This window comes from Pedobacter sp. AC402, from assembly GCF_979252805.1.
Window position 1 is genome coordinate 90,579 of sequence record NZ_CEEDAI010000009.1, and the last position, 26,774, is coordinate 117,352.

Here is a 26,774-nt window from a genome sequence, read left to right on the forward strand (position 1 = left end):
AACTAAATATAGGCATAGCACAATCATTTTCAAAGCGCTTTACGCCAAACGCACTACTTTTTCTCCAACTCAATAAACTTATCGTAATCAATATCTTTTTGTTCTAAAGTAACAATAGATTTGATTTGTTCGAAAGTTTTTAATGCTTTTACTTCTTCGAAAACACGGTTTGCATTTTCTTTTTCCTGTAAAAACTGAACTGCATACTGAGCCAATTGATCTTCAGGAAGTGGACTTGGACTGTACATTCTGAACTGTGCATCTAATTTTGCTTTAGCTGCCTGAACTACATCCTCGTATTTAATATCGATAGCGTTATCTTTAATGATTTTATTTTCGATTAAAGTCCATTTAAGGTTTTTAGCAAAATCATCATAACCTTCAGCCAGTTCTTCGTCGGTTAATTTTTCATTTGTTGCTTTTAACCAGCGGCGTAAAAATTCATCCGGCAATTCGAAGTTGTGTTTTACTAAAAGTGCTTCGTAAATATCGTTCGATAATTTACGTTCAGCATCTTGTTTAAACATGCTTTCTACTTCTTCAGTTATTTTAGCTCTGAATCCTGCTTCGTCAGTTACAACACCTTCACCAAATATTTTATCAAAAAACTCCTGGTTTAATTCTGATTCTTCTAAACGGTTTACGTTTTTTACATGAAGTTTAAAGTTTGCTTTCAATTCAGCAGCTTCTTCTTCAGAAATATTTAAAGCTTTAGAAATAACCGTAGTATCGTCAAATGCTTTTTGAATATCGATAGTTACTTCATCATCTTTCTTTAAACCGATTAACGATTTAAGGATTTTTTTATCTTTAATCTGATCTAAACGAACACTTGCAGTACTGGTTATACCACCTTCAACAGTTGCACCATCTGCATCAACCTGGGTTAATTCTGCATAAAGAACATCATCATCGGCAGCAACTTCAGGGTTAGTCATTTTACCATAACTGCGACGGATGTTTTTAATGCGGCTTTCTAAAGTTTCCTGATCAGCTTTAACCACGTATTCAGTAAATTTATCTTTAGATGAAACATTTACATCAAAAGCAGGTGCTAAACCCAACTCATAATCAAACTCGAAATCATCAGTATTGTCCCATTTGAATTCGCGCTCATCATCCATTTTAGGCAGTGGCTGACCTAAAATCTCTAATTTTTGTTCAGCAATGTAATTTGATAAAGTATCGTTTAACAGGTTGTTAACCTCTTCTACCAGGATACTTTTGCCATACATTTTTTTAATATGGGCAGCAGGAACCATTCCTTTACGGAAACCAGGTAATTGTGCTTTTTTAGCTTGATCTTTAATGGCTTTCTCTACTTTTCCAGAGTAATCAGCAGGTGCGATTTTGATTTTTACAACAGCATTTAAGTTGCCGGTTTTTTCCTGTGTAATATTCATTTTTTTGAGATATGATATTGAGATGTGCAATTAGAGTTGATGATGGAGATATGAGACAAACGAAACATATCACTTCAATTAAAACAGCACATCAATTTTTATTAATCAATGTTTTTAAAAACAAAACCGTTTCGATGTTTAAATCGAAACGGCCTTTATCTTGTTGTGCGGAAGAAGGGACTCGAACCCCCACGCCGTGAAGCGCCAGATCCTAAGTCTGGTGCGGCTACCAATTACGCCACTTCCGCAGTTAGGATGTTGTAAGGACTGCAAAGATAGAAACAAGATTGAATAATCAAAAGGCAATAACAATATTTTATTGATTATTTCCATCTAAAACCGCTAACTGTTTAATTTTTAAGCAGAAAAATTTCAATAACCAAGGCTTTTTCAATATCTAGGATGACTCAGGGGCATAAAAAAACCATTCTGAATTATTTAGAATGGTTTTTGTTTTTGTGCGGAAGAAGGGACTCGAACCCCCACGCCGTGAAGCGCCAGATCCTAAGTCTGGTGCGGCTACCAATTACGCCACTTCCGCATTAGGATGTTTTAAGGATTGCAAAGATAGAAACTAAATTGAATAATCAAATTTTTGCGATACTTTATGAACTACAGAATTAATTGATGTTGGAAGTGCAGCACAAATCATTGTTAGCGAGAAAAATCGTCAACCACAACTTCTCTTGCCCTATCATCTCAACTTAAAACTTAACCAGTGTAACATCAATCAATTCTGGTCCGCCATCAACCGGATAACCAACAACTTTTCTTCCTTTAATGGTTACCTTTCTATCTAAATAGATATCAAGATTTATAGACCCACTTTTTAAAGCGTAAGTTTTATTTTCTGTTTTTAACAAGTGCGTACCATATTGAAAAGTACTCATTCCTAACTTTTGAAGAGTTCCACTCGCCGTTACAGGAGCTCCTAAGTTTGCATTTTTCAATGGACTACAGCCAGAAATTACGGCTATGAACAGGGATAACGTCAATATTTTTTTCATGGATATTATTTTGTTTTACTGTTAACGGGATGATTTAACCTTTTGCTACAAATTACCAAAATATAATTGCCAATAACTAATAAAGTTCTTTTTGGAATTCAAAAAAGTATTGAACGGCTTTGACCAACCTACTTCCGTACCAGCTAAACATCTCACCATCGACTAAGATAATTTTGGCGTTGGGAATAGCTTCTTTTATTTCTTGCATGTGTTTTTCGCCAAAGGGATATGGTTCGGACGACAGTAGAATTAATTCACAGTTTAAAGCTTTCAGTTCTTCTAGTGTAACTGATGGATAACGGTCTTGTTTAATTACATTCGTCATTCCATTGATCAGTAAAATATCGTCGATATATGTATTTTTACCCGCTACCATGTAAGGTTTACGCCAGATGAGGTAAGCTACCTTTTTATCGATACCGTGTTGAAGGGCAAGGGTTTTAAGGTCGTTAAACCCGGCAGAAATTAAATGGTTAAGGTATGCTGCTTCAGGCTCCCGATCTACCAAAGCGCCTACCTCAGCAATGGTTTTTATCGCATCTTCCAAAGTAAAAATATCACTCATCCAAACCGGAAAATCTTCAGCAAGCTCTTCTATATCACTTTGTGTGTTTTCTTCTTTATTGCCAATAATCAAATCGGGCTTTAAATCTTTGATTAAATCGATATTGAGTTTTTTCGTCCCTCCTACTTTAGTCCGCTCTGCAAATTTTTCTATCGGATGGATGCAAAACTTGGTTAATCCGATAATTTCTTGATCCAAACCCAAATCAAACAGCAATTCAGTTTGTGATGGAACGATAGAAATAATCCTTTTCGGTGGAAAATTAATAGTGATTTCCCTCCCCATCTGATCGGTGAATGATTTTTGCATGAGGCAAAGGTAATTTAACCACAGCTAAAAATGGGTAAACACAGCTAGAAATTGTTAAATTTCAACACTGCCTTTACCTAAAAAAATTTTGATGTTGGGCTAACTTATACGGCTAAATCCTCTTTCACTACACCATCGGCAATGTGCAGAATCCTGTTTCCGTACTGTGCATTTTTCTCTGAATGTGTTACCTGGATAATGGTAATTCCATCTTCCTGATTCAATTTTTTAAAGAGTTCCATAATTTCTTCAGCCTGTGCAGATTGAAGGTTTCCGGTAGGCTCATCTGCCAAAATAATGGATGGCTGGGCTGCCAATGCCCTTGCAATACCTACTAATTGCTGTTGCCCGCCAGAGAGCTGATTGGGAAATAAATCTTTTTTGGCCACAATATTAAAACGATCCAGCAGATCTGCAATCCTGCTTGCACGTTCTGAGCTACCCACTTTTTTATACAGCAATGGTGCTTCTATATTTTCGTAAACCGTCATTTCATCAATTAAATGATAAGCCTGAAATACAAAACCGATATGGTTACGGTAAAGTTCAATGCGTTTGCGTTCGTTCAGCGAGGTTACATTTTCACCTAAAAATTCGTAGGTTCCATAAGTAGGCTCCTCTAGCATGCCAATAATGTTCAGCAAGGTAGATTTGCCGGCTCCAGAAGGGCCCATAATGGAAACAAACTCTCCCTGTTTAATGGTCGTAGTAACCAAACGGAGCACATAATTTTTAATGCCTTTGTTGGCGTAATATTTTTCGATGTTGGTTAATTGTATCATATTTTGTGTATTAGGTGATATGCGTTAAGTGACGGCATCGATTTACCGATATAGGATAAGCATTACACGCAGTTTTATTCATATTTTAGGGCATTTACCGGATCGCCTATTGCTGCTTTACGTGCCTGAATGGTTACTGTTAAAACAGCTATTATAATTGAAACTGCGGTTGCAAGCAAAAAAGGAAAAATAGGCATTTCTATCCGATAGGCAAAGCCTTCGAGCCATCTTTTAATTAAAATATAAGCTATAGGCCAGCTGATTAAATTGGCTATAATAACCAGAATTAAGAATGACTTATTCAATAAATTTACAATCTGAACATTAGATGCACCCAAAATTTTTCTTACAGCTATTTCTTTGGTACGGCGTTTGGCTATAAAAGTAGAAAGTGCAAATAAACCGAGTAATGATAATGAAACTGAAACCGCACTAAAGAGGATAATCATATTCATAAAGCGGTTATTTTCTTCAAGCACGTTTGAAAAAGCTTCATCCATGGATTGATAATGCAAAGGAAAATCTGGATAGAGTTTTCTCCATTCGTTTTGAATGTTGTTAATAATGCCTTTATAATTTTTGGTTTCAAAGCGTACCAGTAGGTTATTTGTATTAGAGGTACCACCTAATTTGGTTACCTTATAAACTGTAGGGAGCACCGTTTTATCAAAGCCTTCGTTATGGTAATCTTTAATCACCCCAACAATTTGAAATGAAATGATTTTGTTATCATAATTTACCTTATTATAGGTTTTTCCAACCATATTTTTGCCCAGTAAATTTGCCGCAGCCTCATTAAGAATCACTGCGTTGATGGTATCCTGTTTATGTTCTTTAGCAAACAATCTTCCTGATACCAGTTTTACACCAAGGGTTTGTAAGGCATCCATGCTAACGCTTACCCCGTTAAGGTTAAAGGTTTGGCCCTTATAAATAATCTCACTTTTGTTGTTAAAGGCATTTCCCATCACTTGGGTAGTTGTAGATACGTATTGAACACCTGGAATACGTCTTATCTTATCGGCAAAATTTTGCTCGTATCCAGTTTGAAGATTAATTAACCGATCGCGCTCAAAGCCTAAATCTTTATTGCTGATGTATTTCGTCTGCAGCTGCATCACACCAATTGCAATGATGAATGTTACCGAAATGATAAACTGAAAAACAACAAGCACGTTACGCAAAGCCATGCCTTTTAAACTGTTTCCATAATTGCCTTTTAGCACAGCAACAGGGTTATAATTAGATAATACCCATGCCGGATAAAAACCTGCCAGAAGTGTAACAAATGCAAAAAGCGCCACAAGCTGGATCATTAACATGAGCAAATGATCGTTGTACCAAAAACTCAGTTCAACATTGAAGTGGTGGTTAAATGCAGGCAAAAGTACTTCAATTAAAATAATGCTTAAAAACAATGAAATTATACTTTGCAGTGCCGATTCTATCAAAAACTGACTTACAAGTTGTTTTTTATATGAGCCAAGCACTTTCCGCACCCCAACTTCTTTAGCCCTTTGTACTGATTGTGCAGTTGCAAGATTAACAAAGTTTATAATGGATACAAGCAGTAAAAAAATAGAGATCCCGATTACTGGTTTGAGCTTTGTTAACCAATTAATTGCAAACGGTGGATTGGCATGAACATCTTTAAGGGCAATTGCTTTAAGGCCTGGCCTTTTTCCATCCTTATAAATGTCTTTAAAATTGATGTTTTGCTCGGCAAATGACTTTTTCTTATAATCTATATATACTTTTTGTAAACTGTTATTTGCCGCCAAGGTATCTACTTTGCTTGCAGATTTGGCATATACCTGGTTGTAATGGGAACTTCCCGGCTGATCGGGATCGTGATCCTGATCGCCAGTATGGCTGATGGCATTAAAGGTTACACTTTCGGGCGTATTTACATCGGCTACAACGCCGGTAATCTTCATCGGTGTGCCTTTATCATCCCGCCATCTCACCAATTTAAATTCTTTTCCCAGTACATGGTCGGTTCCATAGAGTTTAATGGCCAGGCTTTGCTTTAAAACAACTGTATTAGGTTCCTTTAAAGCTCTTTCTCTATCACCCTGAATAAATTTGTATGGAAAAACATTAAAAAATGCTGTATCAGCATCTTTGATAGCCTTAATTAATATCGGATCGGCATGATCGATCTTAACCGAAAAGCCATTTCCCCATTCCGAATCTACCTTTGTAACGGCTGTAAATTGCGGCACATTTTGTTTTATAATTCCTGCTACACGAGAATTGCTGATCTCTTGCCAGTGATCTTTATTATCGGGTGTGAAAAACTCATGCTTTTCACGGATTTGATAAACGTGTTGCAGATCAGGCGACCATGTATCGTAACTTTCTTCGTGGTTGATATACAACAACATTAACAGGAATGCGGTTAAACCCAATGCCAATCCACCGATATTTATAGCCGCGTAGATTTTGTTTTTCCAGAGGTTTCGCCAGGCGATTTTTAAATTTAATCTGAACATATTTTTAAGGTTGAGCACAAAGCGTTTAAGGTTTGGCGTGGATTTATCGCCTTACGCCAAACGCTGTCCGCAGGTCTTACTCATATTTTAACGCATCAATGGTATTGGCAACCGCAGCTTTGTAAGATCGGATGCTTACCGTTATTAATGTAATCACCATAGAAACAACCATAGCAAGTATGAATGGCCAGATGTTAAGATCAATACGGTAACTAAAACTAGCCAACCACTTGGAAACAAATAAATATGCCAGTGGCCAGGCCACCAGGTTGGCAATAAAAACCATCAGCAGAAATGAACCATTTAACATTTTAACCAATTCTATTGTAGAAGCACCCAAAACCTTACGGATGGCTACCTCACGCGTTCTTTGTGTGGCTACAAAAGAGATTAAACCGAACAAGCCGATAAAAGAAATAAAAATAATTACTCCCGCAAATACTTTAAACAGGGCACCCATTATTTTTTCAGTTTCATAATATTCACTGATCTTATCATCCATAAAACTGGCATCGTATACGTACTCGGGCAGCACAGTGTTCCACGTACTTTCTATAGCTTTCATTGCGGGCAAAATGAGTTTGCTATCTAGTTTAACCGCTATTGTGGTATACGATTCTTTGTCGCTGCTGATCACTATCGGAGAAATCGAGCTTCATGCAGGCTTCTATTGTTAAAATCTTTAACCACTCCACTAATAATACCTATTTTACCATGAATCCTGATGGGTTTACCAATGGCATCGTAATGGTTAACAACGTTTAGTTTTTTGAGCATGGTTTCATTAACCACAAATTCTTTAAGGGTATCGCTTTTTGATAAACCTTTACCAGCGATAATTTCCAATCCAAATGTTTTGAAATAATTATCATCCCCTGTTTTGGTATTGACCTGGAAATTAGCCAGAGCTGTTCCGTTATACCTGAAATTACTTTCGTTATTAAAATCAGAAGATGGCGCTGCACTGCAATAGCTGGTCGTTATTACCCCAGGAATTTTACTGATCCGATCCTGCAGACTATGGTAACGGGTAATGGCGATACTATCGGATGGAACATCAATCAGAGCAACTGCTGTAGGGATAAAGCCTAAAGGTTTTTCTCTCATGTAATTCATTTGCCTTAACACCACCAAAGTACCTATTATCAATATAATTGTAATGGCAAACTGCACCACAACAAGTATTTTCCTTAAGCTTAAACCACTTGCGTTTGCAGTAATTTTATTTTTGATGGCCAATGCAGGACTATAACCAGACATCACCATTGCGGGATAAAAACCTGCTAAAAAGCTTACCAACAATACCAAAACAACCATAAATACAAATATGACCGGGTGTTCGATAATGCTAAAAGAAATATGATCATCAAAAAGACTTTGCATACCCGGCAGGGCAACTTCGGTAAGCACGCACCCTACAAGTAAAGAGAGTATGGTAATGGTTAATGTTTCGGTTAAAAACTGAACAATCAATTGCCTGCGCAAACTGCCCATCACTTTACGTACACCTACTTCTTTACCCCTGCTTACGGCTTGGGCCGTGGCAAGATTTATAAAATTAATGCATGCTGTTAGCAGTAAAAAAGCACCGATGATGCCCAGGCCATAAAGTTCTTTTTGGGGCATTACTTTGTTTGCAAAATTGCCGAGATCTGCATTGTAATGGATATCCCGAAGTGGCTGAAAGCGGTGCCCTTCTTTAGAAATGGCATCTTTCTGGTAATATTTGTTTGTAAACTGAGGAATACTTTTATTTGCCTCATCAATAGCAACACCCTCTTTTAAAAGCACATAACATTCTGAATTTGACGAAACTGTACCCCAATTTGTTAACTCCTCGGGAGCTAAATTTTGGTAGGTTTTATAAGAAATAACAATTTTAAGCGGGAAGGAGCTATTATCAGGGGTTTTTGCTATAATCCCTGTTACTTTAAGATCAACCTTGTTCTTAAAATTAATACTTTGACCCATTGCCTTATGCCAATCTCCAAAAAGCTTATCTGCCATTTCATCAGAAAGCACAACGGTGTTCGGCTGACCAAGTGATTGCTGTGGATGCCCTTCGAGCCATTTGAAACTTAAAATTTCAAAAAAATCTGGCTCGGCATAATATACCCTTTCAGAAGTTTTGATTTTTTCTTTACCCGATTCATCTTTCACTTTAATAATACCACCGCCCGACTGGATAGCGGCAACCTTATCAAACTGTTGCTTAAAATCATTTCGCATAGCCGCAGGAAGAGGTCGCGGTGTTCCGGCAGATTCAAAAAAGTTATCGGGAGTAGTCCAATTGCTAATTACCCGATATATGCGGCTTTCGTTTTTAAAGCCTTCATCGAAACTCAATTGGTAACGGATAAAAATAAAGATGAGAATACAACTTGCCATCCCGATGGAAAGACCTAAAATATTGATTAAGGTGTAACCCTTGTTCTTCCAAAGGTTTCGCCAGGCAATTTTTAAATTTAATTTAAACATGTATCCAATAATTAATAGAATGATATCTTAACTACTTTATGCCAATTTTATACCAAGCGCAAATAAAAATATAAAAAACTGATTACCAGTTAGATAAAAATACACAATAAGAAATTTTGTCCGTTAATGAACAGTAGCTGTACGGTAGCGAACGGCGAGTAGCGCGGAGCGTTTGGTGTTAAGCGTTTGCGTTTGGCGAGAAACCGCGCTAATCGCCAAACGCCGCCCGCACCTACTCGTACTTAAGCGCATCAACCGGATTTGCCTTTACAGCACTATTGGCCTGGATACTTACTGTGATAATGGTGAGCAAAATGGTTACTGCAGCACTTAATATAAATGGTAAAAGCGGCAAATCAATGCGGTAGGCAAATGTTTCGAGCCACTTTTTGGTTAAAATATAAGCTAATGGCCAAGAGACGAGGTTGGCTATCATAACCAAAATGAAAAACGAACTGTTAATCAGTTTAAAAATTTGCAAATTGCTGGCACCCAAAATTTTCCTTACGGCAATTTCTTTAATCCTGCTGGTTGTAATGTATTTTGCAAAGGCAAAAAGACCAAGTATAGCGATAAAAATAGTGAGCATGGCTGCCGCAAAAAACACAGATTGCAATTGCTCCTGTTTTTTAAACAACCTACCGTACATTTCGTCGAGAAACTGGTAGCGGAAATTTTCACCGTCCAACTTATTTATTCCCGGCCATTGTGATTTTAGGGTGTTGAGCACTTCCGACATCCGGCTTTCCTCTATTTTCACCATAATTTGTGTTTTGGGATTTCCACAGGGATCATTTATAGAATATATAGCTGGTTCTACAGGTTTTTCAAAACCTAGCGTTTTAAAATCTTTAATTATTCCTACAATCTTATATTCTTTATTCTGGCAACCTTTAATTGTTTTGCCAATTGGATCGGTTAATCCGTATTTGGCTACTGCAGCTTCGTTAAGAATGGCAGAATTTGCCGTGTCGGTTTTAAATTCCCTCGAAAATAGCCTTCCCTCTTTAATCTTGATATTCAAAGTTTCGAAGTAATCAAAATCTACATCTGTAAAACTTAAACTTTGCTCTTTCCCATCAATTGTATACCTGTTTTTGCCACCTTTAGAACCATCTGGTAATTCATTGGCTACAGTTACTGATTTTACTCCCGGAATATTCATTATTTTATCCCGGATAGGGTCAAATTTACTTGGAGATACAAAATATGCCATGTTTTTAATATACACTACCTGTTCTGGTTTAAAACCAACATCCTGTGTACGCATGTACTTAAGCTGTGCATTAATGATCAATAATCCTATTATAAAAACGACTGCTATACTAAATTGAATAACCAATAAACTGTTACGCAACCAGTAACTTTGCTTGCTGGTTTGAAAATTACCTTTTAAAACAAGTGCGGGCTTAAATCCGGATAATACCATTGCCGGATAAACGCCAGCAACCAGGGTTATAAGAATGAGAATTAAAGGAAGTTGCCAGAACAGGCTGTTATTAGCCGTCCAAATGGATAAGTTAACCACAAACAGATTATTAAATTCCGGTAAAATAATTTCAGCAACTATCAGTGCCAATATGGTGGCAGCAATACATTGAATTAAAATTTCTGTTAAAAATTGTAAGGCCAGTTGAAAACGGTAAGCTCCCATCACTTTTTTAACGCCCACTTCTTTTGCTCTTTTGGCTGCCTGTGCAATACTCAGGTTAGTAAAATTTATACAAGCAATAACCAAAATCAGGATACCTAAAACAGATAACGCGATCAGGATTTTATAATTTGCATCTGAACCTGCCTTTGGCCTGAGGTGTTGATTTTTTAGCGGATCAAGAAATGCTTTTGCGGCCTTAAATGTTACATTATTTGGATCTTCTCCATCTTTAAGGAGTTCCTTTTTATAAAGGGCATTAATTTTATTTTCAACTGCTTTAATATTGGTACCCGGCTTTACCTGAATGTAAGTGTTGTAATTGTTATAGCCGTAATTTTCACCTAAACCCATCTCTTTTACAACCGAAATGGCGTCAAAAGCAATATTAGAATGTGGATTGGCAAAAATACTTCCACTTAATCGGCCGGTCATACCTAAAGATTTGCTACCTACCCCAATCATTTCAGGCTTTCCGCTTTTATTATTCGGGAAAAGCGTTTGATAGTTTTCGTTGCTAAGGTAAAACAGATTTTCGGTCGTGCTTTCTGGCCTGATTAAACCACCGCTGGGTTTAATGTTAAACATTTTTGCTGCATCATAATCGAGGTAAAGGCACTTACTTAAAAAAACCACTCCATTATGGCTGGTGACTTGAAACTCGAAAAAGCTCATTTTCATAGTACCAACAGATACCACTTCTGGTATTTCTGCCTTAATCACCTTACCCAATGGCGGTGGAGTATTATTGGTTTTTAAATCGGGTAACTGCCTGCCCACGATATAAATATCATTGTAATTCGGATTATCCTTATCAAAGCCTGTTTCGTAGGTAAAATACATTGTAACCAATATAAATGCAGCCAAGGCGATCGCCAGGCCACCAATATTGATAGCAGTAATTACCTTATTTCTCCAAAGGTTGCGCAATGCGATTTTTAAGTTTAATCTGAACATAGGGTGTAGGGTTTAGGGTGTAGGGTTTAAGGTCTGGGCGCTTTAACCTTACGCCCTAAACCTTCTAGCCTTCCACCTTATTCATATTTAAGTGCATCAACAGCATTTGCTTTGGCCACTTTAAAAGTTTGCAGGCTCACCGTTAAAATGGCAATAATTACCGAGGTTAAAAGTGCGAGTAGAAAAGGCCATGGGTTAATGGAAATCTTATAATCGTATTTCTCGAGCCATTTGGCAACCAGAACATAAGCAACCGGGATGGCAATTACATTGGAAATAATCACCAGCTTCATAAAATCTTTATTCAACAATACCAGGATATCAGAAAGATTGGCTCCAAGAACTTTGCGGATACTGATTTCTTTACTGCGCTGTTCTGCTGTATACAGTGCCAAACCAAGCAAGCCCAGGCAGGAAATGAAGATTGCAAAGCCACCAAAAATATTCGAAAGCACACTTAACAACCTTTCGCTACGGAGCTTTTCGGCCATGCCCTGACTAATCATTTTTACCTCGATCGGGTAGGCTGGGTTTAAACGCTGACTTATTGATTTTATCTTATCAATGGATGTGGAAAGCGATTGTTGTGGATTGAGTTTTAGCAGCAAAATGCGACTGGTTTTAACATTATAATAGTATACTGTTGGTTGTGTTTTGGAAGCTAACGATTCACTTGAATAATCCTGTACCACACCAATTACTTTTAGCGGCGGGTTATCGCCCCAATGGATAATGGTACCGATAGGATTTTTAAGACCCATAATCTTTACTGCACTTTGGTTAAGTAAAAGCGATGTAGCGGTATCGGCAGAAAATTTAGGATCAAAATCCCTTCCCTCAAGCACTTTTACGCCAGTTGTTTTAGCGAAATCGAAACCTGTACTTCTATAATTAATGATGGATACGTCATTTTTAGCTTTGCCCGGCCATTCAATATTTCCAGTAATTGATCCCCCATTGGTAAATGAGCTGGCATATTCTGTAGTTGCAATTGTAGCTCCTGAACGTTCGAGTTCACTTTTAAACGTATTTAATTTTTCGGGTTTGGTCCACTCCCCTTCCAAATCAATTTGTGCCAATGCAGACTGATCAAAACCCAAAGGTTTATTTTTTAGGTGCTGAATCTGGCTGTAAATTACAATTGCTGAAATAATCATGCAAATGGATAAACTGAATTGCACCACTACCAATGTTTTTCGGATTGATAATGAACCTGCCGAACCTTTAAAGCCTTTTAAAACCTTTACCGGAATAAATGAAGAAAGGTAAAATGCAGGATAACTTCCGGCAAGAAAACCAGTAATGAGTACAATTGAAAGCAGCACGCCCCAAAACTGATAAGCATTGTAATCAATTTTGATGGAAATATCGAGCAGGTTATTAAAATATGGCAAAGATACTTCGAGCATTGCAAAAGCAATTAACATGGCAAGGAACGACAATAACAATGATTCGACCATAAACTGCCCCATTATTGTATTGCGTGTCGATCCTAATGCTTTTCTAACACCAACCTCACGTGCACGTTTTTCTGACTTTGCCGTAGAAAGGTTCATGTAGTTGATACAGGCGATAAATAATACGCAGATGGCAAGGAAAACAAATAACCTTAACTGATCAATTTTACCTCCAACTGCTTTTCCACCTTCAAAATCATCGTATAAATGAATTTTACTTAACGGAAAAAGAAAAGGCTCATAGGTCATTTTTTTTAAGTCAGGCTCTTTGTTTACGATAAAATACTTTAAAGCTGCGTTTGTGGCAGTATATGAAGCATTTTCTTTAAGTTGAAACAAGGTTAAACAGGTAATTGCCCCCCACGCGTTTTCATTTTGGGAAGGATCTTCCTTTTCTAAAAAGGTCCAGGGTTGTAACAGATCATACTGCATGCTCTGGTTTTTAGGAAGATCTTCGATTACTGCACTCACTTTTAAGTTAATGCGGTTATCGTACTTAATAAGCTGCCCCACCGGATTTTCATTACCAAATAATTTTCGCGCTGTAGATTGACTAATGAGCACGTTATTGGGTTCGTTTAAAGCTGTATTGGCATCTCCGTAGATAAATTTCTGATCGAGAATTCTTAAAAAATCAGGATCAACATTCATCCCCACAAATTTATAATGATGCTGATTGCGGCTGTACAATTTCTGCCCGTTATTCATTGATATCCGCGCAGCACTTTTAATGCCTGGCAATTCTAAGGCTGCAGCTTTGGCCAGTTTATTGGGTACGGCCATTGTTGTAGCCAGTTTACCGTTAAACTTTAAATTTAAAGCTGCAAAATATACTTTATCGGCATTTTTATATTGCTTATCGAAGCTCCACTCGTAGTTAACATATAGCAATAACATTAAACAGCATGCCATCCCAATGGCAAGGCCACCAACATTTATTAGGGTAAAACCTTTGTTTTTCCAAAGGTTACGCAGTGCTATTTTTAGGTTTAATCTGAACATATTTTTGAGGTTTGGCGTAGCGTTTGGCGGTCAGCGTAAATTTATTGCTTATCACCAAACGCCTCACGCAGGTTTATTCATATTTAAGTGCATCAACCGGGTTGGCATGGGCTGTTTTATATGCTTGGAAACTTACGGTGATCAATGCCATCATTAAAGTGCCAAATCCGGCAACTGGCATAATCCACCATGATATTTCGGTATGAAACTCAAACTTCAACAGCCATTTATTCATCAGCAAATAACTCAATGGGATAGCGATAACTATAGAAACGGCAATCATTTTCACAAAAGAAAGCGACAATAACTGCATCAGATTAAACAATGAAGCACCCAGTACCTTACGCACGCCAAATTCTTTGGTTCTTTGCTCTGCGCTGTAGGCTACCAATCCAAAAAGCCCTAAACAGGAAACGAAAATTGCCAAACCACCAAAAAGATTGGAAAGAATACCCAAAGTTTTTTCGGCGTTGTATTTTTCACTGTATAAAGCGTTTAAAAAATTGATTTCGGCTGGATATGCTGGATTTATAGACTTTGTGATTCTGCTAATGGTTGCAATATTACTTTGTAAACTATTTTTTTCATTAAGACGCATGGTAATTGTTCCTGTACGTTTTTGATCGAAGAAAACAATCATCGGGTTATTTGATTTGTATGGAGAATCCCACACATAATCATTAAAAACGCCGATAATATTAAACCTATCTCCAAAAATAGTTACACTTTTACCTACCGGATTTTTGTACCCAAAAGTTTTTACAGCAGAAGCACTTACCATTACAGCGCTAGAATCTGAAGCAAAATTTTCGGAAAAATCTCTTCCCTCAGTTATTTTAATTCCATTTGTTTTAATGAAACCATAAGTGGTAGAAACCTGGTTAAACAGTTGTGTATTATCAGGCTTAGTCATGCCCTCCCATTTAATATCCATAAAGTTATGCCCACGATGAGATAAACTCACAGATGATTGAAACATGGAGGTTACGGCTCCGGATTTAAGCAACTGAGCACGTAAAACATCATATTTTGTTTTCAGTTCTCCATCTTGTGGCATCTCTGCCAAAGCATTTACATCGAAACCAACAGGCCTGTTTTTAATGTACTGGATCTGTTTATAAATTACCAGCGTAGAAATGATCAGGATAATGGCAAAACAGAATTGCCCTACAACAAGCACCTGCCTTAAGCTGATTGAAAAGAAACCGCCAGTTTTAGTTTTTCTCTTTAAAGTTTGTATTGGGTTAAAAGATGACAGGTAAAATGCAGGGTAACTTCCGGCAATTAAACCTGTAGCAAATACAATCCCTAAAATGCCTATCCAACTTTTACTGTCGAAATAAGACATATTTAATTTTATCGCAATCAGGTTGTTAAATGTTGGCAAAAAGACTTCTAAAATTGCAATTGCAACAATTACCGCAATAAAAGTTAGCACCATCGATTCCGTTAAAAACTGCATAATCAATGAGCCCCTGTTTGCGCCAATGGTTTTCTTGATGCCTACTTCTTTTGCACGTTTTTCTGATTTGGCCGTGGCCATGTTCATAAAATTAATGCAGGCAATCAGCAAAATACCAAACGCAAGGCCCATAAAAAGATAAATCTGTTCTATTGCACCACCCACACTTTTACCTTCCTCAAATTTACCATGCAGGTGAAGTTTTGCCAATGGAAAAAGCATTTGCGATTGGTAGTTGTCGTTGTTGTGCTTTTTGAGGACTTTGAATATTTTTTGATTGACTAAATCTAAATTTGCCTCATTTTTTAACATCACCAGGGTTAAAAAACTATAATTGCTCCAGTTGAGGTCTTTAGCGCTTGGATCAACTGTTTCGTATAAAGCCCAAGGCATCAAATAATCAAATTTGTTTGAGCTGTTATCAGGCTGATCTTTAATTACTCCGGTTATATTCAAATCGTAACGATCTTTAAAACGGACGGTTTTATTTAATACATCAGTAGTTCCGAAAAGTATTTTAGCTGTGGATGCGGTTAAGATAACAGAATTGGGGTTATTTAAAGCAGTATTGGCATTGCCTTGAATAAATTCATAATCGTACATTTTTAAAATGTCGGCTTCGGCAAACTTAGATTGACGCTTGAATGAATTCTGCCCATTGGCAATTAAATTTTTGCCACCGTAATCCATTCTTGCAGTATATTTAACCTCAGGTATTTCCTGTTTAATGGTTGGTGCGAATGCCGTTGTAGAACCATCAAAAGTTATTGAAATTTTATTATTATCGCCAGGAATATTGGTCATTGTCATAAAAACATGGTCTGCATTTTTACCTTGTTTGTCGAATTTCCATTCGTAGGTAACATACAACAGCAATGTTAAACATGCAGCCAAACCAATAGCAAGGCCAATTATATTAATAAATGAGCTTACCTTATTTTTCCAAAGGTTACGCAATGCTATTTTGAAGTTTAATTTGAACATAAGGTTTAAGGTTTGGGGTTTGGGGTATAAGGTTTAAGGTTTGGGCGTTTTAACCTTACGCCCTAAGCCTTTCAACCTTACACCTTATTCGTATTTTAAAGCATCTACAGGGTTTGCTTTTGCTACCTTAACCGATTGAATACTTACGGTAAGTACAGCGATTATCACTGATAAACTAATGGCTGCAATAAACGGTAATGCGGAGATAGATACGCGATATTCGTAGCTTGAGAGCCATTTATTGATGATAATAAAAGCCAACGGAAAAGCAATTACGTTTGCTATAGCTACCAGTTTGATAAAATCTTTATTTAACAAAGTAAGGATATTGGCTGTTGTGGCACCCAAAACTTTCCGGATACTGATTTCTTTTTTACGCTGCTCTGCCATAAACAATGCTAAGCCCAATAAGCCTAAACAGGAAATGAAAATGGCAAAACCACCGAACCAGTTTGAAAGCGTACCTAAAAGTTTTTCATTTTTGAATTTAACCTCAAATGATTCATCAACAAATTTTCTGGTAACAGGATAATTTGGTTCCATTTGTTTAACCAATTGATCTATTTTTTCGAGCGATGAGCTAATATTCTGCTCCGGACTTAGACGGGCAATAATTACCTCGGCACCATCTCTATAACTTGGATAAAATATCATTGGTGCAACTTTTTGATAAGCACTTTCCACAACGAAATCTTTAATAATGCCAACATTTTTTAATTTAGTATCTCCCCAAGTAATGATGGCACCAACAGGATTTTTTAGCCTCATCATTTTTACAGCAGCCTCATTTAGCATTACACTACCGCTATCATTTTTAGTCGTCGATAAAAATTCTCGCCCCGCAACTAACTTGGTTCCAATAGTTTTAATAAAATCTGGACCTATGCCTCTGTTATTGAATAAAATAGATTCATTAGGATTTTTTCCCTCCCATGAAATGGCTGTAGTATTGTTGCCATTTTCAGTAATATCTCTACTAAAAAAAGTAACTTGAGATGCCGCCCCAGATTTTAAAAGTTGAGTTTTTAGTAATTCAAGTTTACTATTTTCGGCCATTTTACCCTGTATCGCAATTTGGACCAGGTTAAACTTATCGTAACCAATTGGTTTGTTTTTTACATAATTAAGCTGTTGATAAATAACCGATGTGCAAACAATTAAACAAGCAGCAAAAACAAATTGAACCACTACAAGAACTTTACGGATAGAAACGGATGAATCTGATTTTATTCTTAGCCCTTTTAACACTTTAATTGGTTCAAAAGAAGATAAGTATAGTGCAGGATAACTTCCCGCAATAAATCCTGTAAAAGTCATTAAAGCAAAGAAAGTAATCCAGAAAGTGGCATTTCGATAATCAAGCTTTAACTGAATATTTAATAAATTATTGAAGTAGGGCAAACTAACTTCAACCAAAATGAATGCTAAAACACCTGCCATACAGGTTATAAATACGGACTCAATCAAGAATTGTCCAATTAACGATTTACGGGTTGAGCCAATTGCCTTACGGATTCCTACTTCCTTTGCTCTACGCTCAGAACGGGCAGTAGATAAATTCATAAAATTTACACAGGCAATTAATAAAATACAAAAAGCAAGCATTAAGAATGTTCTGAGTTGTTCTATTTTACCTCCTACAGATTTTCCATTTTCAAAATTATCATATAAATGCCACTTGGTTAATGGGTGCAATAAAGCCTCTGCATTATTCTCTTTTTGATTACGCTTATAGATACCCTTCATTGAGGCATTCGATTCAGTAAAAAAATTATTATCCTTTAATTGAACCAGTGTTAAACACATGTTATTTCCCCAATTAATATCTCGTGACCACGATTCTCTTTTTTCAAATAACGCCCAAGGCATTAAGCATTCAAAAGCTATGCTGCTATTTGCTGGAATATCTTCAATTACAGCTTCAACTTTTAATACATCCTGGTTTTCAAGCTTTACAATTTTATTTATTGGATCCGCATTGCCAAATAATTTTTTGGAGAGAGATTTTGTTAAAATAATTGTATTAACACCTTTTAAAACCTCATTGGGATTCCCTTTAATAAATTTATAATCTAATATTTTCAAAAATGATGGATCTGCGAAAACAGCTCTACTATTTATCTTACTTTCACCACTGCTAAGTAACTTATTGTTTGGGTAAGTAGAATGAGATGCAAATTTAACCCCTTGTATTTTTGTTTCAACCTCTCTAGCCATAGCGTTAGGTGTCCATGCCCAGCTAAAAATTTTACCATTTGCAGGTGCGTTTTGATAAACTACATACGTTTTATCGTGATTGGAGAATTCCTTGTCATAACTCCACTCATAAGCAACATACAATAACAAAATCATACAACTCGCCAAACCAATGGCCAAGCCACCAAGGTTAATCAAGGTAAAACCTTTGTTTCTCCAAAGGTTGCGCAATGCTATTTTAAAATTTAATTTAAACATATTTTTTCTTGTTTGGCAATAGGTGTTCAGCATGTGACATTTAAAACTGACCGCTGATGGTTTTTAACATTGCGCCTATCCCAAATCTCCCCATCCGGGAAGATTGTTGGGCGGCTATCATTAACTAAACTAAAATCTTTTTTGGGGTTGAAAACTGCAGGTTTTAAGCCTTTATATCAGTTCTTCATTTCTACTCTTATTTATCTTTTCAGATATTACATGTCCATCTTTCAGGTTGATAATCCGGTTCGAAAAACTGGCATCATGACTGGAGTGCGTAACCATTACAATGGTGGTTCCGGTTTCATTCAGTTCGCAAAGCAATTCCATTACTTCATTACCGTGAGAGCTGTCCAGGTTTCCGGTAGGCTCATCAGCTAAAACCAATTTAGGTTTGGTAACCAAAGCCCTGGCAACGGCCACACGTTGTTGCTGACCGCCCGATAACTGCTGCGGAAAATGGCCGCTACGGTTTACAATGTTCATCCTCTCGATAATTTCGTTTACCAGTTTTTTACGTTCTCCTGCTGCAATTTTATTATAGATTAACGGCAGTTCGATGTTTTCGAAAACTGTCAATTCATCAATCAGGTTGAAATTCTGGAAAACAAAACCCATATTCCGCTTACGGAAATTAGAACGTTCCCGATCGTTAAGCGTTAAAAGCTCTGTATCGATAAATTTATAACTTCCGCTTTCAGGCTTATCCAATAAACCCATTACATTTAATAAAGTAGATTTTCCACAGCCTGAAGGACCCATAATGGAAACAAATTCGCCAGCTGCTACATGGAGGTTAATCCCATTAAGTGCGGTTGTTTCTACCTCTTCAGTTTTGTAAACTTTTTCCAGATTTTCTATTTTAATCATCTTATTAAGTATTATTCAAGTATCATTTATTTTGTATCAAGTATCAATACGTGATTATATTAATTCTTAACTTTATATTCTATTTTTTCCAAAGACCAAAGACCAAACCCCAAACTCCAAACTCCAACCACTCTACTTATTAATCTCCACCTGATCGTATTGATTAAATTGATCATATGAAGAAGTAATTACTTCGTCGCCTTTCTGCAAACCATCCAATATTTCGTAATAGAGGTAGTTTTTTCTTCCAATTTTTACATTTTTCTTGGTCGCTTTGCCATTGTTTACCACAAATACCCACGAGCCACCGGTACTTTGAAAAAATTGACCCTGTGCTAAAAGCAGTGATTTACTATTGTCAGACAAGGTTAACTTTGTTTGTAGGGATAAACCACGACGTAAACCTTCCGGGGTTGCTCCTTTAAAAACCATTTCTACCTGAAACTGACCCGCAGTAACCTCCGGAATAACCTTACTCACTATTAAATTATAGGTTTTTCCGTTAAATTCACAATTGGCAGTCTGCCCTTCTTTAACCCTATTAATATAATATTCATCCACACCTGCCTGAAGTTTGTATCCTTGCAACACATCAATTTTTCCTATCATTTCATTAGAATTATAAGATTTTCCAATTACCGGATCATAGGATGATAATTTGCCCGAAACAGGGGCTTTGATGGTCATGTTTTCGATGTTTTTACGGATCATTTCTAAACTTTCGTTCATTTGCCCCATCGATTGATCAATTTGAGCCAATTGCATTTTTCTGCTTTGATTTTCCTGTTTAATGGCCTGACGAACAATTTTTAATTTTCCCTGGTAATACTCGTAATCCTGACTTGATTTATTAAACTCTTGCAGCGAAATTACTTTTTTGGAAAATAATGAACTGTCTAAACTGTATTGTCTACTTGCCGTTCTTAAGCTATTTTCTACATCCAGAACGTCTTGATTTAAAACCCGTTGATTTTGCTCTAAATCTAACCTCGATTTGCGTAACTGGTTAATCTGCTCCGTTGCCGCGGTTTGGCTGGAAGTATAACTCAACATGGCATTGGAATTGGAAATCCGTAACAGCGGTGTACCTTTTACTACAGAAGCACCGTTTTCGGTAAAAATTTCGGCAACCGTACCGCCTTCTGATGAACTTACAATTACAGAAGTTAATGGAACAACACTGGCATTCAATAACACTACATCTTCAAAATCGCCATACGCTACTTTACTGATTGTTAATTTGTCGGCGTCGGCACTGTATACTTTTTTTAGTGATAAAGTATAGCCATAAATCACAACCACTACAAAAGCAATTGCGCCACCTAATATTAATAAGGTTTTTCTGCTAAATCTTTTCTTCTCTATTTTCTTATCCATGTGTTCGGTTGTACTGTTCGGTTTCTCTAATAACCAAGCTTGTGCCAAAAGCAAAAACATTAGATAAAACCTTAAATTACAATCTATTAAATATTAATATCAATTCCACATGTTCATTATCGAACAGTTTATGTGCGGGAACGGACAGTTTTATTAAATTTGCTTCACCGAGAATAAAAGCAAGGTTCAGGCTTAAGCTAAGCTTTCTTTTTTGGATGCAAAAGATTGATTGAAAAAGAATAAATACATACTAAATAATAGGGAGAGGTTATGCTTGATACCACAGTTTTAATTATCGATGATGACGACGACATTCTGCTTAGTGCCCGTTTGTTTTTAAAGCAACAGGTTAAGCAGGTAATTACCTGTAAATCGCCAAAAGAGATTAACGTTTTGTTGAGCAAAGATGAAATAGACATCATTTTGCTTGATATGAACTACCAAAAAGGAGCAAGTGATGGTAGGGAAGGATTATATTGGCTCGAACATATTTTATCGATTGATAAAGATTATGTGGTTATTTTAATGACTGCTTTCGGCAATGTAGAACTGGCTGTTAAGGCAATTAAAAAAGGAGCTACTGATTTTATTCTCAAACCATGGGAAAATGAAAAGCTGTTCGCCACCATTTCTGCAGCATCAAAACTCCGCGAATCGACCAGAAAAGTAAAGAAACTCGAAAAAATACATTCTTCGCTACAAAAAGACCTGACACGTGGTTTCGAAAACATAGTGGGCCAGGCCGAAGGCATAAAACAGCTCCAATCTACCCTGGTAAAAGTGGCACCTACTGATGCCAATGTACTTATTTTGGGCGAGAACGGTACCGGAAAACAGGTTTTTGCATACGAAATCCACGGAAACTCGCAACGCAAAAACCAGGTATTTATGCATGTAGATTTAGGCTCGCTGAACGAAAATCTTTTCGAAAGTGAACTATTCGGCTATGCCAAAGGTGCTTTTACCGATGCTAAAGAAGATAAACCAGGTCGTTTTGAACTGGCCGATGGGGGAACAATCTTTTTGGATGAGATTGGAAATTTAACCTTACCCCTGCAAGCCAAACTACTGAGTGTTTTGCAAAACCGTACCGTAACACGCCTGGGCGAAAGTAAAGAACGGAAAGTAAATGTACGCTTAATAACGGCTACAAACATGCCTTTAAATGAAATGGTAACGAAAAATACCTTCAGGCAGGATTTACTTTTCCGCATTAATACAGTAGAACTTCTATTGCCACCCTTACGTAAACGTGGAACTGACATTTTGCTGCTGGCCAATCATTTTATGCAGGTTTTTAGCTCAAAATACCACAAAGAGATTAGAAATTTAAGCAATAAGGCACAGGATGTACTCTTAAATTACAAATGGCCGGGTAATGTAAGGGAGTTGCAGCACGTTTTGGAACGGGCCGTAATTATGAGCGACGGAAATGACATATCGGAAGAAGATTTACAGTTAAGTCCGCAGCGTTTTGCACAAAACAATTCCATACCGGATGAAATGGCATTGGAAGATATGGAAAAAATGATGGTGCAAAAAGCAATCGACAAACACAAAGGCAATATATCCAAAGCCGCAGCAGAACTAGGCTTAACAAGGGCTGCACTTTACAGAAGAATCGAAAAATTTGGAATCTAAGCTGAAAGCTAAAAGACCAGAGCTTAAAACTTTAGTCTTTCACCTTTAAGCTTTCAGCTTTAAAATAATGTTTTACCAACGCTTTACCTTCCGTTTAATATCCCGCCTGCTCGTAATCAACCTGCTTGGCTATCTGTTATTTTACCTGATTAAAAATACACAGCTTTGGTTTACTATTATTGGCGTTGCCTTAATTTTATTGTGTACCATTATTTCGCTTTGGTTTTACATTAACGAAATCCGCTCAGACATTAACCGCTTTATACTTGCAGTAAAAACTCGCGATCATACCTTAAATTTTAAAAACAAAGTAACAAAAGGAAGTTTTCCTGAACTCTATGAATCATTTGGTGACATTTTACAGGTGCACAAACAGATCAGACTGGAACAGGAAGCCATGTTTCAACTCATTAAAACCATTTTAGAGCAGGTTCCTGTTGGCGTAATTGTAGTAAACAATACCAATGAAGAAGAAAATGAAGAGGTTGCATTTTTTAATCAGGCCGCATCCAACCTTTTAGGCGTACCCGCGTACAAATACTGGCACAGATTAAAACAGCACCTACCTGGCTTTGCAACAGAAGTAGAACAGATTTTAACAGGGGGCAAACGGTTTCTCGAATTGAAAATCCAGGATAAACTGATTCAACTGTCAACAGAAGTTATTCCACTTAACCTTTATGGTAAAAATTATACCATTATCAGTTTTCAAAATATAAAAGATGAAATTGAGCAAAAAGAAACAGAGGCATGGAATAGGCTAATCGGAGTAATTTCGCATGAGATTTTAAATTCCATTACCCCCATCAGTTCATTATCCGATACCATAAACAAGATGGTTACCGATAAGAAAAACCTTACGGAGGATGAAATGGACGACCTTAAAACTGCATTGCAAACGATACAACGCAGATCATCAGGCTTACTGGATTTTGTTAAAGATTATAGGTTGATTGCAGAATTACCTACGCCAAACCTCGAATCGCATACCATTGGCGAGATACTGAAACACATCAAGGTATTGATGCAGCCCTTTGCAAAAGTTAAAAATGTGGTATTGGATGTAGAACAAACCTCCTCTAAAATTACTATTCAGCTCGATTTAAAATTGATTGAGCAAGTGCTGATCAACCTTATTACCAACAGCATTTACGCTGTAGAAAATAGCAATCAACCCTACATCAACGTAAATTACCGGTTAGAAAACACCAAAGTTTATATAGATGTTACCGATAACGGGAAAGGTATAGATGCCGACGATTTAGAGAAAATTTTTGTCCCTTTTTACACCACACGGAAAAACGGATCAGGTATAGGGTTAACCATTAGTCGCAACATTATGAAAATGCACAGGGGAAGTATAGAGGTAATTTCTACTCCTGGTGAGGGTACCACTTTTTCATTGGTGTTCAATTATGTTTGATCATATTAGTGTTGTTTTGACCTAAAAATCCAAACAAAACCAGTTTGATATGCTTTTATTAATGTGGATACATTAAATACAAGCATGAAGACAGTTATAATATCGAACAGACTACCCGTTAAAATCATCGAAGAAAACAACGAGTATACATTTATTCCGAGCGAGGGAGGCCTCGCTACCGGACTGGGAGACGTATACAAATCCGGAAATTCCATCTGGATCGGCTGGCCCGGAATAGATGTGCCGGAAGAACGCCAGGAAGAAGTTACACAAAAACTCGCTCAATTAAACCTCTACCCTGTTTTTCTTACTCAGAACGAAATCAATTTATATTATGAGGGCTTTTCAAACGAGGTATTATGGCCCGTTTTCCATTACCTGGTAACCTACGCCAATTACGAACAAAGTTATTGGGACTGCTACAAATCTGTTAATGAAAAATTTGCCAAAAGTGCCATGCATGTACTCAACAGGAGAGATAAAATCTGGATTCAGGATTATCAGTTACTTCTTTTACCTGGTATTTTAAGAGACAAACTGCCAGGTGCAACCATAGGTTTCTTTCAGCATATTCCTTTTCCTTCTTACGAAATATTCAGGCTGATCCCATGGCGCGAAGAATTGTTAAATGGTTTAATTGGTGCTGATTTAGTCGGTTTCCATACTTATGATGATGTTCGGCATTTTATCAGTACCGCAACACGCCTGCTCCCAGTAAATTCATCATCAAATGTGCTCAACAGCAACGAAAGGCAAATCGTGATAGAAGCTTTTCCGATGGGGATTGATTACGATAAATTTTCAGGCTTAACCCAAACTTATGAGGTAAAAAAGGAAATCGATTACTTCCGGTCAGGTAAAGAGGATATGAAAATAATTCTTTCCATCGATCGCCTCGATTATAGTAAAGGTATTTTAGAAAGGTTAAAAGCGTTAGAATTATTGCTTCAACACCACCCCGAATACATTGGAAAGATAGAACTTTTTATGATCGTTGTTCCCTCGCGTGATACAGTACCCCAATATAGCGAGCTTAGAGACCAGATTGATCAGTTTGTAGGCAATTTAAATGCACGTTACCGCTCCATCAACTGGATTCCGGTAAATTACTTTTACCGTTCCTTCCCAATTGAAGTATTATCAGCCCTATACAGCAGCGCAGATATTTGCCTGGTAACGCCAATGCGCGATGGCATGAACCTGGTGAGCAAAGAATATATTGCCAGCAGAAATAACAATGATGGCGTACTTATTTTAAGTGAAATGGCCGGAGCTTCCAAAGAGTTAACCGATGCTGTTATTGTTAACCCAAACAACATGGGCGACATTATGGAAGCCATTGTTACCGCCCTCAAAATGCCTTTAGAAGAACAGCAGCAACGTATGAAAGCCATGCGCGCCGTTGTAGAAAAATTCAATGTTAAACATTGGGTAAATAATTTTATTTTAAGATTAAACGAAGTGAAAGATTCTCAAAAATCATTATTAACAAAACATGCAGTAAATGCAATTAATGAAGTAATTGCTGCCAAATACGCACAAACAGCCGATAGGGTATTATTTTTAGATTACGATGGCACACTTGTTGATTTTACCGGAAATATAGATGATGCCTCACCAGATGCTGAACTTTACGACCTCATCGAAAACCTGACCATTGATAATGCCAACAAAGTGGTAATCATCAGCGGAAGGCGAAATGAAACTTTGGAAAGCTGGTTCGGACATTTAAAAGTAGATCTGATTGCAGAACATGGGGCATGGCAAAAATCGTATGGCGACAAATGGAACAGCCTGCCGCTTCTAACCGACCAATGGAAACAAGAAATAAGAACTTTATTAGAAACCTATACAGACCGCACACCGGGCTCATTTATTGAAGAAAAAAGCTACTCACTGGTTTGGCACTATAGAAAAGCAGAAGAAGGGCTCGGCGAATTAAGGGCCAACGAGATTATTAGCCACATGAAAATACTTGCTGCTGATAAGGGCCTGCAACTAATGCCGGGAAATAAAGTAATTGAGTTTAAAAATATGGAAGTGAATAAAGGCAAGGCCGCGTTAAACTGGTTATATGGAAAACAACCTGATTTCATTTTAGCACTTGGCGATGACCATACGGATGAAGATATTTTTAGGGCCTTATCGGATGACGCCATTACGATTAAGGTGGGCAACAACATTTCGGAGGCAAAATATTACCTAAACGATTTTAAAGAGGTAAGGAAATTACTCTGGAGTTTAGTTAAGGAAGAATTTGTTGAGCGGGGATAATAATGGGTAATTGTTGCGAGAAGGCTTTTCAAGAAGGATCGTTTCATAGGAAACTTCTATAACCAAGGTCTGTGTCTTCACAGACCTTTCAGAAAGCCCTAATAAATCGTCATTGCGATAAGGCTTTTTCAGCCGACGAAGCAATCTTTCCTGTAAAGATTACTAACATGAAAGATTGCTTCG

Annotated in this window: 16 protein-coding genes and 2 tRNA genes; 3 read left to right on the plus strand and 15 right to left on the minus strand. The window is 37.2% G+C overall.

What is annotated here, in order from left to right; all coding sequences use genetic code 11:
• Window positions 1-53: 53 nt before the first annotated feature.
• From tig to AC0IWE_RS10895, 15 genes are all read right to left on the minus strand, one after another.
• Window positions 54-1,403, minus strand: a complete 1,350-nt coding sequence (gene tig / locus AC0IWE_RS10825) for a trigger factor (RefSeq protein ID WP_471793071.1) — start codon at window positions 1,401-1,403, stop codon at window positions 54-56.
• 166 nt (window positions 1,404-1,569) lie between these two features.
• Window positions 1,570-1,651 (minus strand) — tRNA-Leu (locus tag AC0IWE_RS10830).
• 211 nt (window positions 1,652-1,862) lie between these two features.
• Window positions 1,863-1,944: transfer RNA gene (locus AC0IWE_RS10835), tRNA-Leu, on the minus strand.
• Window positions 1,945-2,107: 163 nt separating this feature from the next.
• Window positions 2,108-2,410: a hypothetical protein gene (locus AC0IWE_RS10840; protein WP_471793072.1), complete on the minus strand. Its 303-nt coding sequence runs from the start codon at window positions 2,408-2,410 to the stop codon at window positions 2,108-2,110.
• 76 nt (window positions 2,411-2,486) lie between these two features.
• On the minus strand, window positions 2,487-3,284 hold the full coding sequence (locus AC0IWE_RS10845; protein ID WP_471793073.1) for an ABC transporter substrate-binding protein: 798 nt from the start codon (window positions 3,282-3,284) through the stop codon (window positions 2,487-2,489).
• Between the two features lie 104 nt (window positions 3,285-3,388).
• The gene (locus AC0IWE_RS10850) at window positions 3,389-4,066 is read right to left on the minus strand and encodes an ABC transporter ATP-binding protein (RefSeq protein WP_471793074.1); all 678 of its coding nucleotides are present in this window, start codon (window positions 4,064-4,066) and stop codon (window positions 3,389-3,391) included.
• Window positions 4,067-4,140: 74 nt separating this feature from the next.
• Entirely contained in the window at window positions 4,141-6,561 is a 2,421-nt protein-coding gene (locus AC0IWE_RS10855; protein ID WP_471793075.1) for an ABC transporter permease, read from the minus strand.
• 76 nt (window positions 6,562-6,637) lie between these two features.
• Window positions 6,638-7,198, minus strand: a complete 561-nt coding sequence (locus AC0IWE_RS10860; protein ID WP_471793076.1) for an ABC transporter permease — start codon at window positions 7,196-7,198, stop codon at window positions 6,638-6,640.
• A complete protein-coding gene (locus AC0IWE_RS10865) occupies window positions 7,198-9,039 on the minus strand; it encodes an ABC transporter permease (protein ID WP_471793077.1) in 1,842 nt (613 codons plus the stop codon). Before AC0IWE_RS10865 ends, AC0IWE_RS10860 begins: the two co-directional genes overlap by 1 nt.
• A 232-nt stretch (window positions 9,040-9,271) precedes the next feature.
• Window positions 9,272-11,647, minus strand: coding sequence for an ABC transporter permease (locus tag AC0IWE_RS10870; protein WP_471793078.1), 2,376 nt, complete (start codon window positions 11,645-11,647; stop codon window positions 9,272-9,274).
• 77 nt (window positions 11,648-11,724) lie between these two features.
• Window positions 11,725-14,106 carry an ABC transporter permease gene (locus AC0IWE_RS10875; RefSeq protein WP_471793079.1) on the minus strand — a complete coding sequence of 794 codons (2,382 nt, stop codon included), beginning with the start codon at window positions 14,104-14,106 and terminating at the stop codon, window positions 11,725-11,727.
• A gap of 73 nt (window positions 14,107-14,179) precedes the next feature.
• Complete coding sequence (locus tag AC0IWE_RS10880) at window positions 14,180-16,552, minus strand: ABC transporter permease (RefSeq protein ID WP_471793080.1); 2,373 nt, start codon at window positions 16,550-16,552, stop codon at window positions 14,180-14,182.
• 84 nt (window positions 16,553-16,636) lie between these two features.
• Window positions 16,637-19,006, minus strand: coding sequence for an ABC transporter permease (locus AC0IWE_RS10885; RefSeq protein WP_471793081.1), 2,370 nt, complete (start codon window positions 19,004-19,006; stop codon window positions 16,637-16,639).
• 171 nt (window positions 19,007-19,177) lie between these two features.
• Entirely contained in the window at window positions 19,178-19,876 is a 699-nt protein-coding gene (locus AC0IWE_RS10890; protein ID WP_113951873.1) for an ABC transporter ATP-binding protein, read from the minus strand.
• Between the two features lie 132 nt (window positions 19,877-20,008).
• Window positions 20,009-21,253: an efflux RND transporter periplasmic adaptor subunit gene (locus AC0IWE_RS10895; protein WP_471793082.1), complete on the minus strand. Its 1,245-nt coding sequence runs from the start codon at window positions 21,251-21,253 to the stop codon at window positions 20,009-20,011.
• A 270-nt stretch (window positions 21,254-21,523) separates the two neighbouring features.
• Between AC0IWE_RS10895 and AC0IWE_RS10900 the strand changes: the two genes are divergently transcribed.
• The 3 genes from AC0IWE_RS10900 (at window position 21,524) to AC0IWE_RS10910 (ending at window position 26,591) form a co-directional block, all read left to right on the plus strand.
• Window positions 21,524-22,894 carry a sigma-54-dependent transcriptional regulator gene (locus AC0IWE_RS10900; protein ID WP_471793083.1) on the plus strand — a complete coding sequence of 457 codons (1,371 nt, stop codon included), beginning with the start codon at window positions 21,524-21,526 and terminating at the stop codon, window positions 22,892-22,894.
• Window positions 22,895-22,961: 67 nt separating this feature from the next.
• On the plus strand, window positions 22,962-24,317 hold the full coding sequence (locus tag AC0IWE_RS10905) for a sensor histidine kinase (protein WP_055903678.1): 1,356 nt from the start codon (window positions 22,962-22,964) through the stop codon (window positions 24,315-24,317).
• An 84-nt stretch (window positions 24,318-24,401) separates the two neighbouring features.
• Window positions 24,402-26,591, plus strand: coding sequence for a bifunctional alpha,alpha-trehalose-phosphate synthase (UDP-forming)/trehalose-phosphatase (locus AC0IWE_RS10910; RefSeq protein WP_471793084.1), 2,190 nt, complete (start codon window positions 24,402-24,404; stop codon window positions 26,589-26,591).
• Window positions 26,592-26,774: the final 183 nt, after the last annotated feature.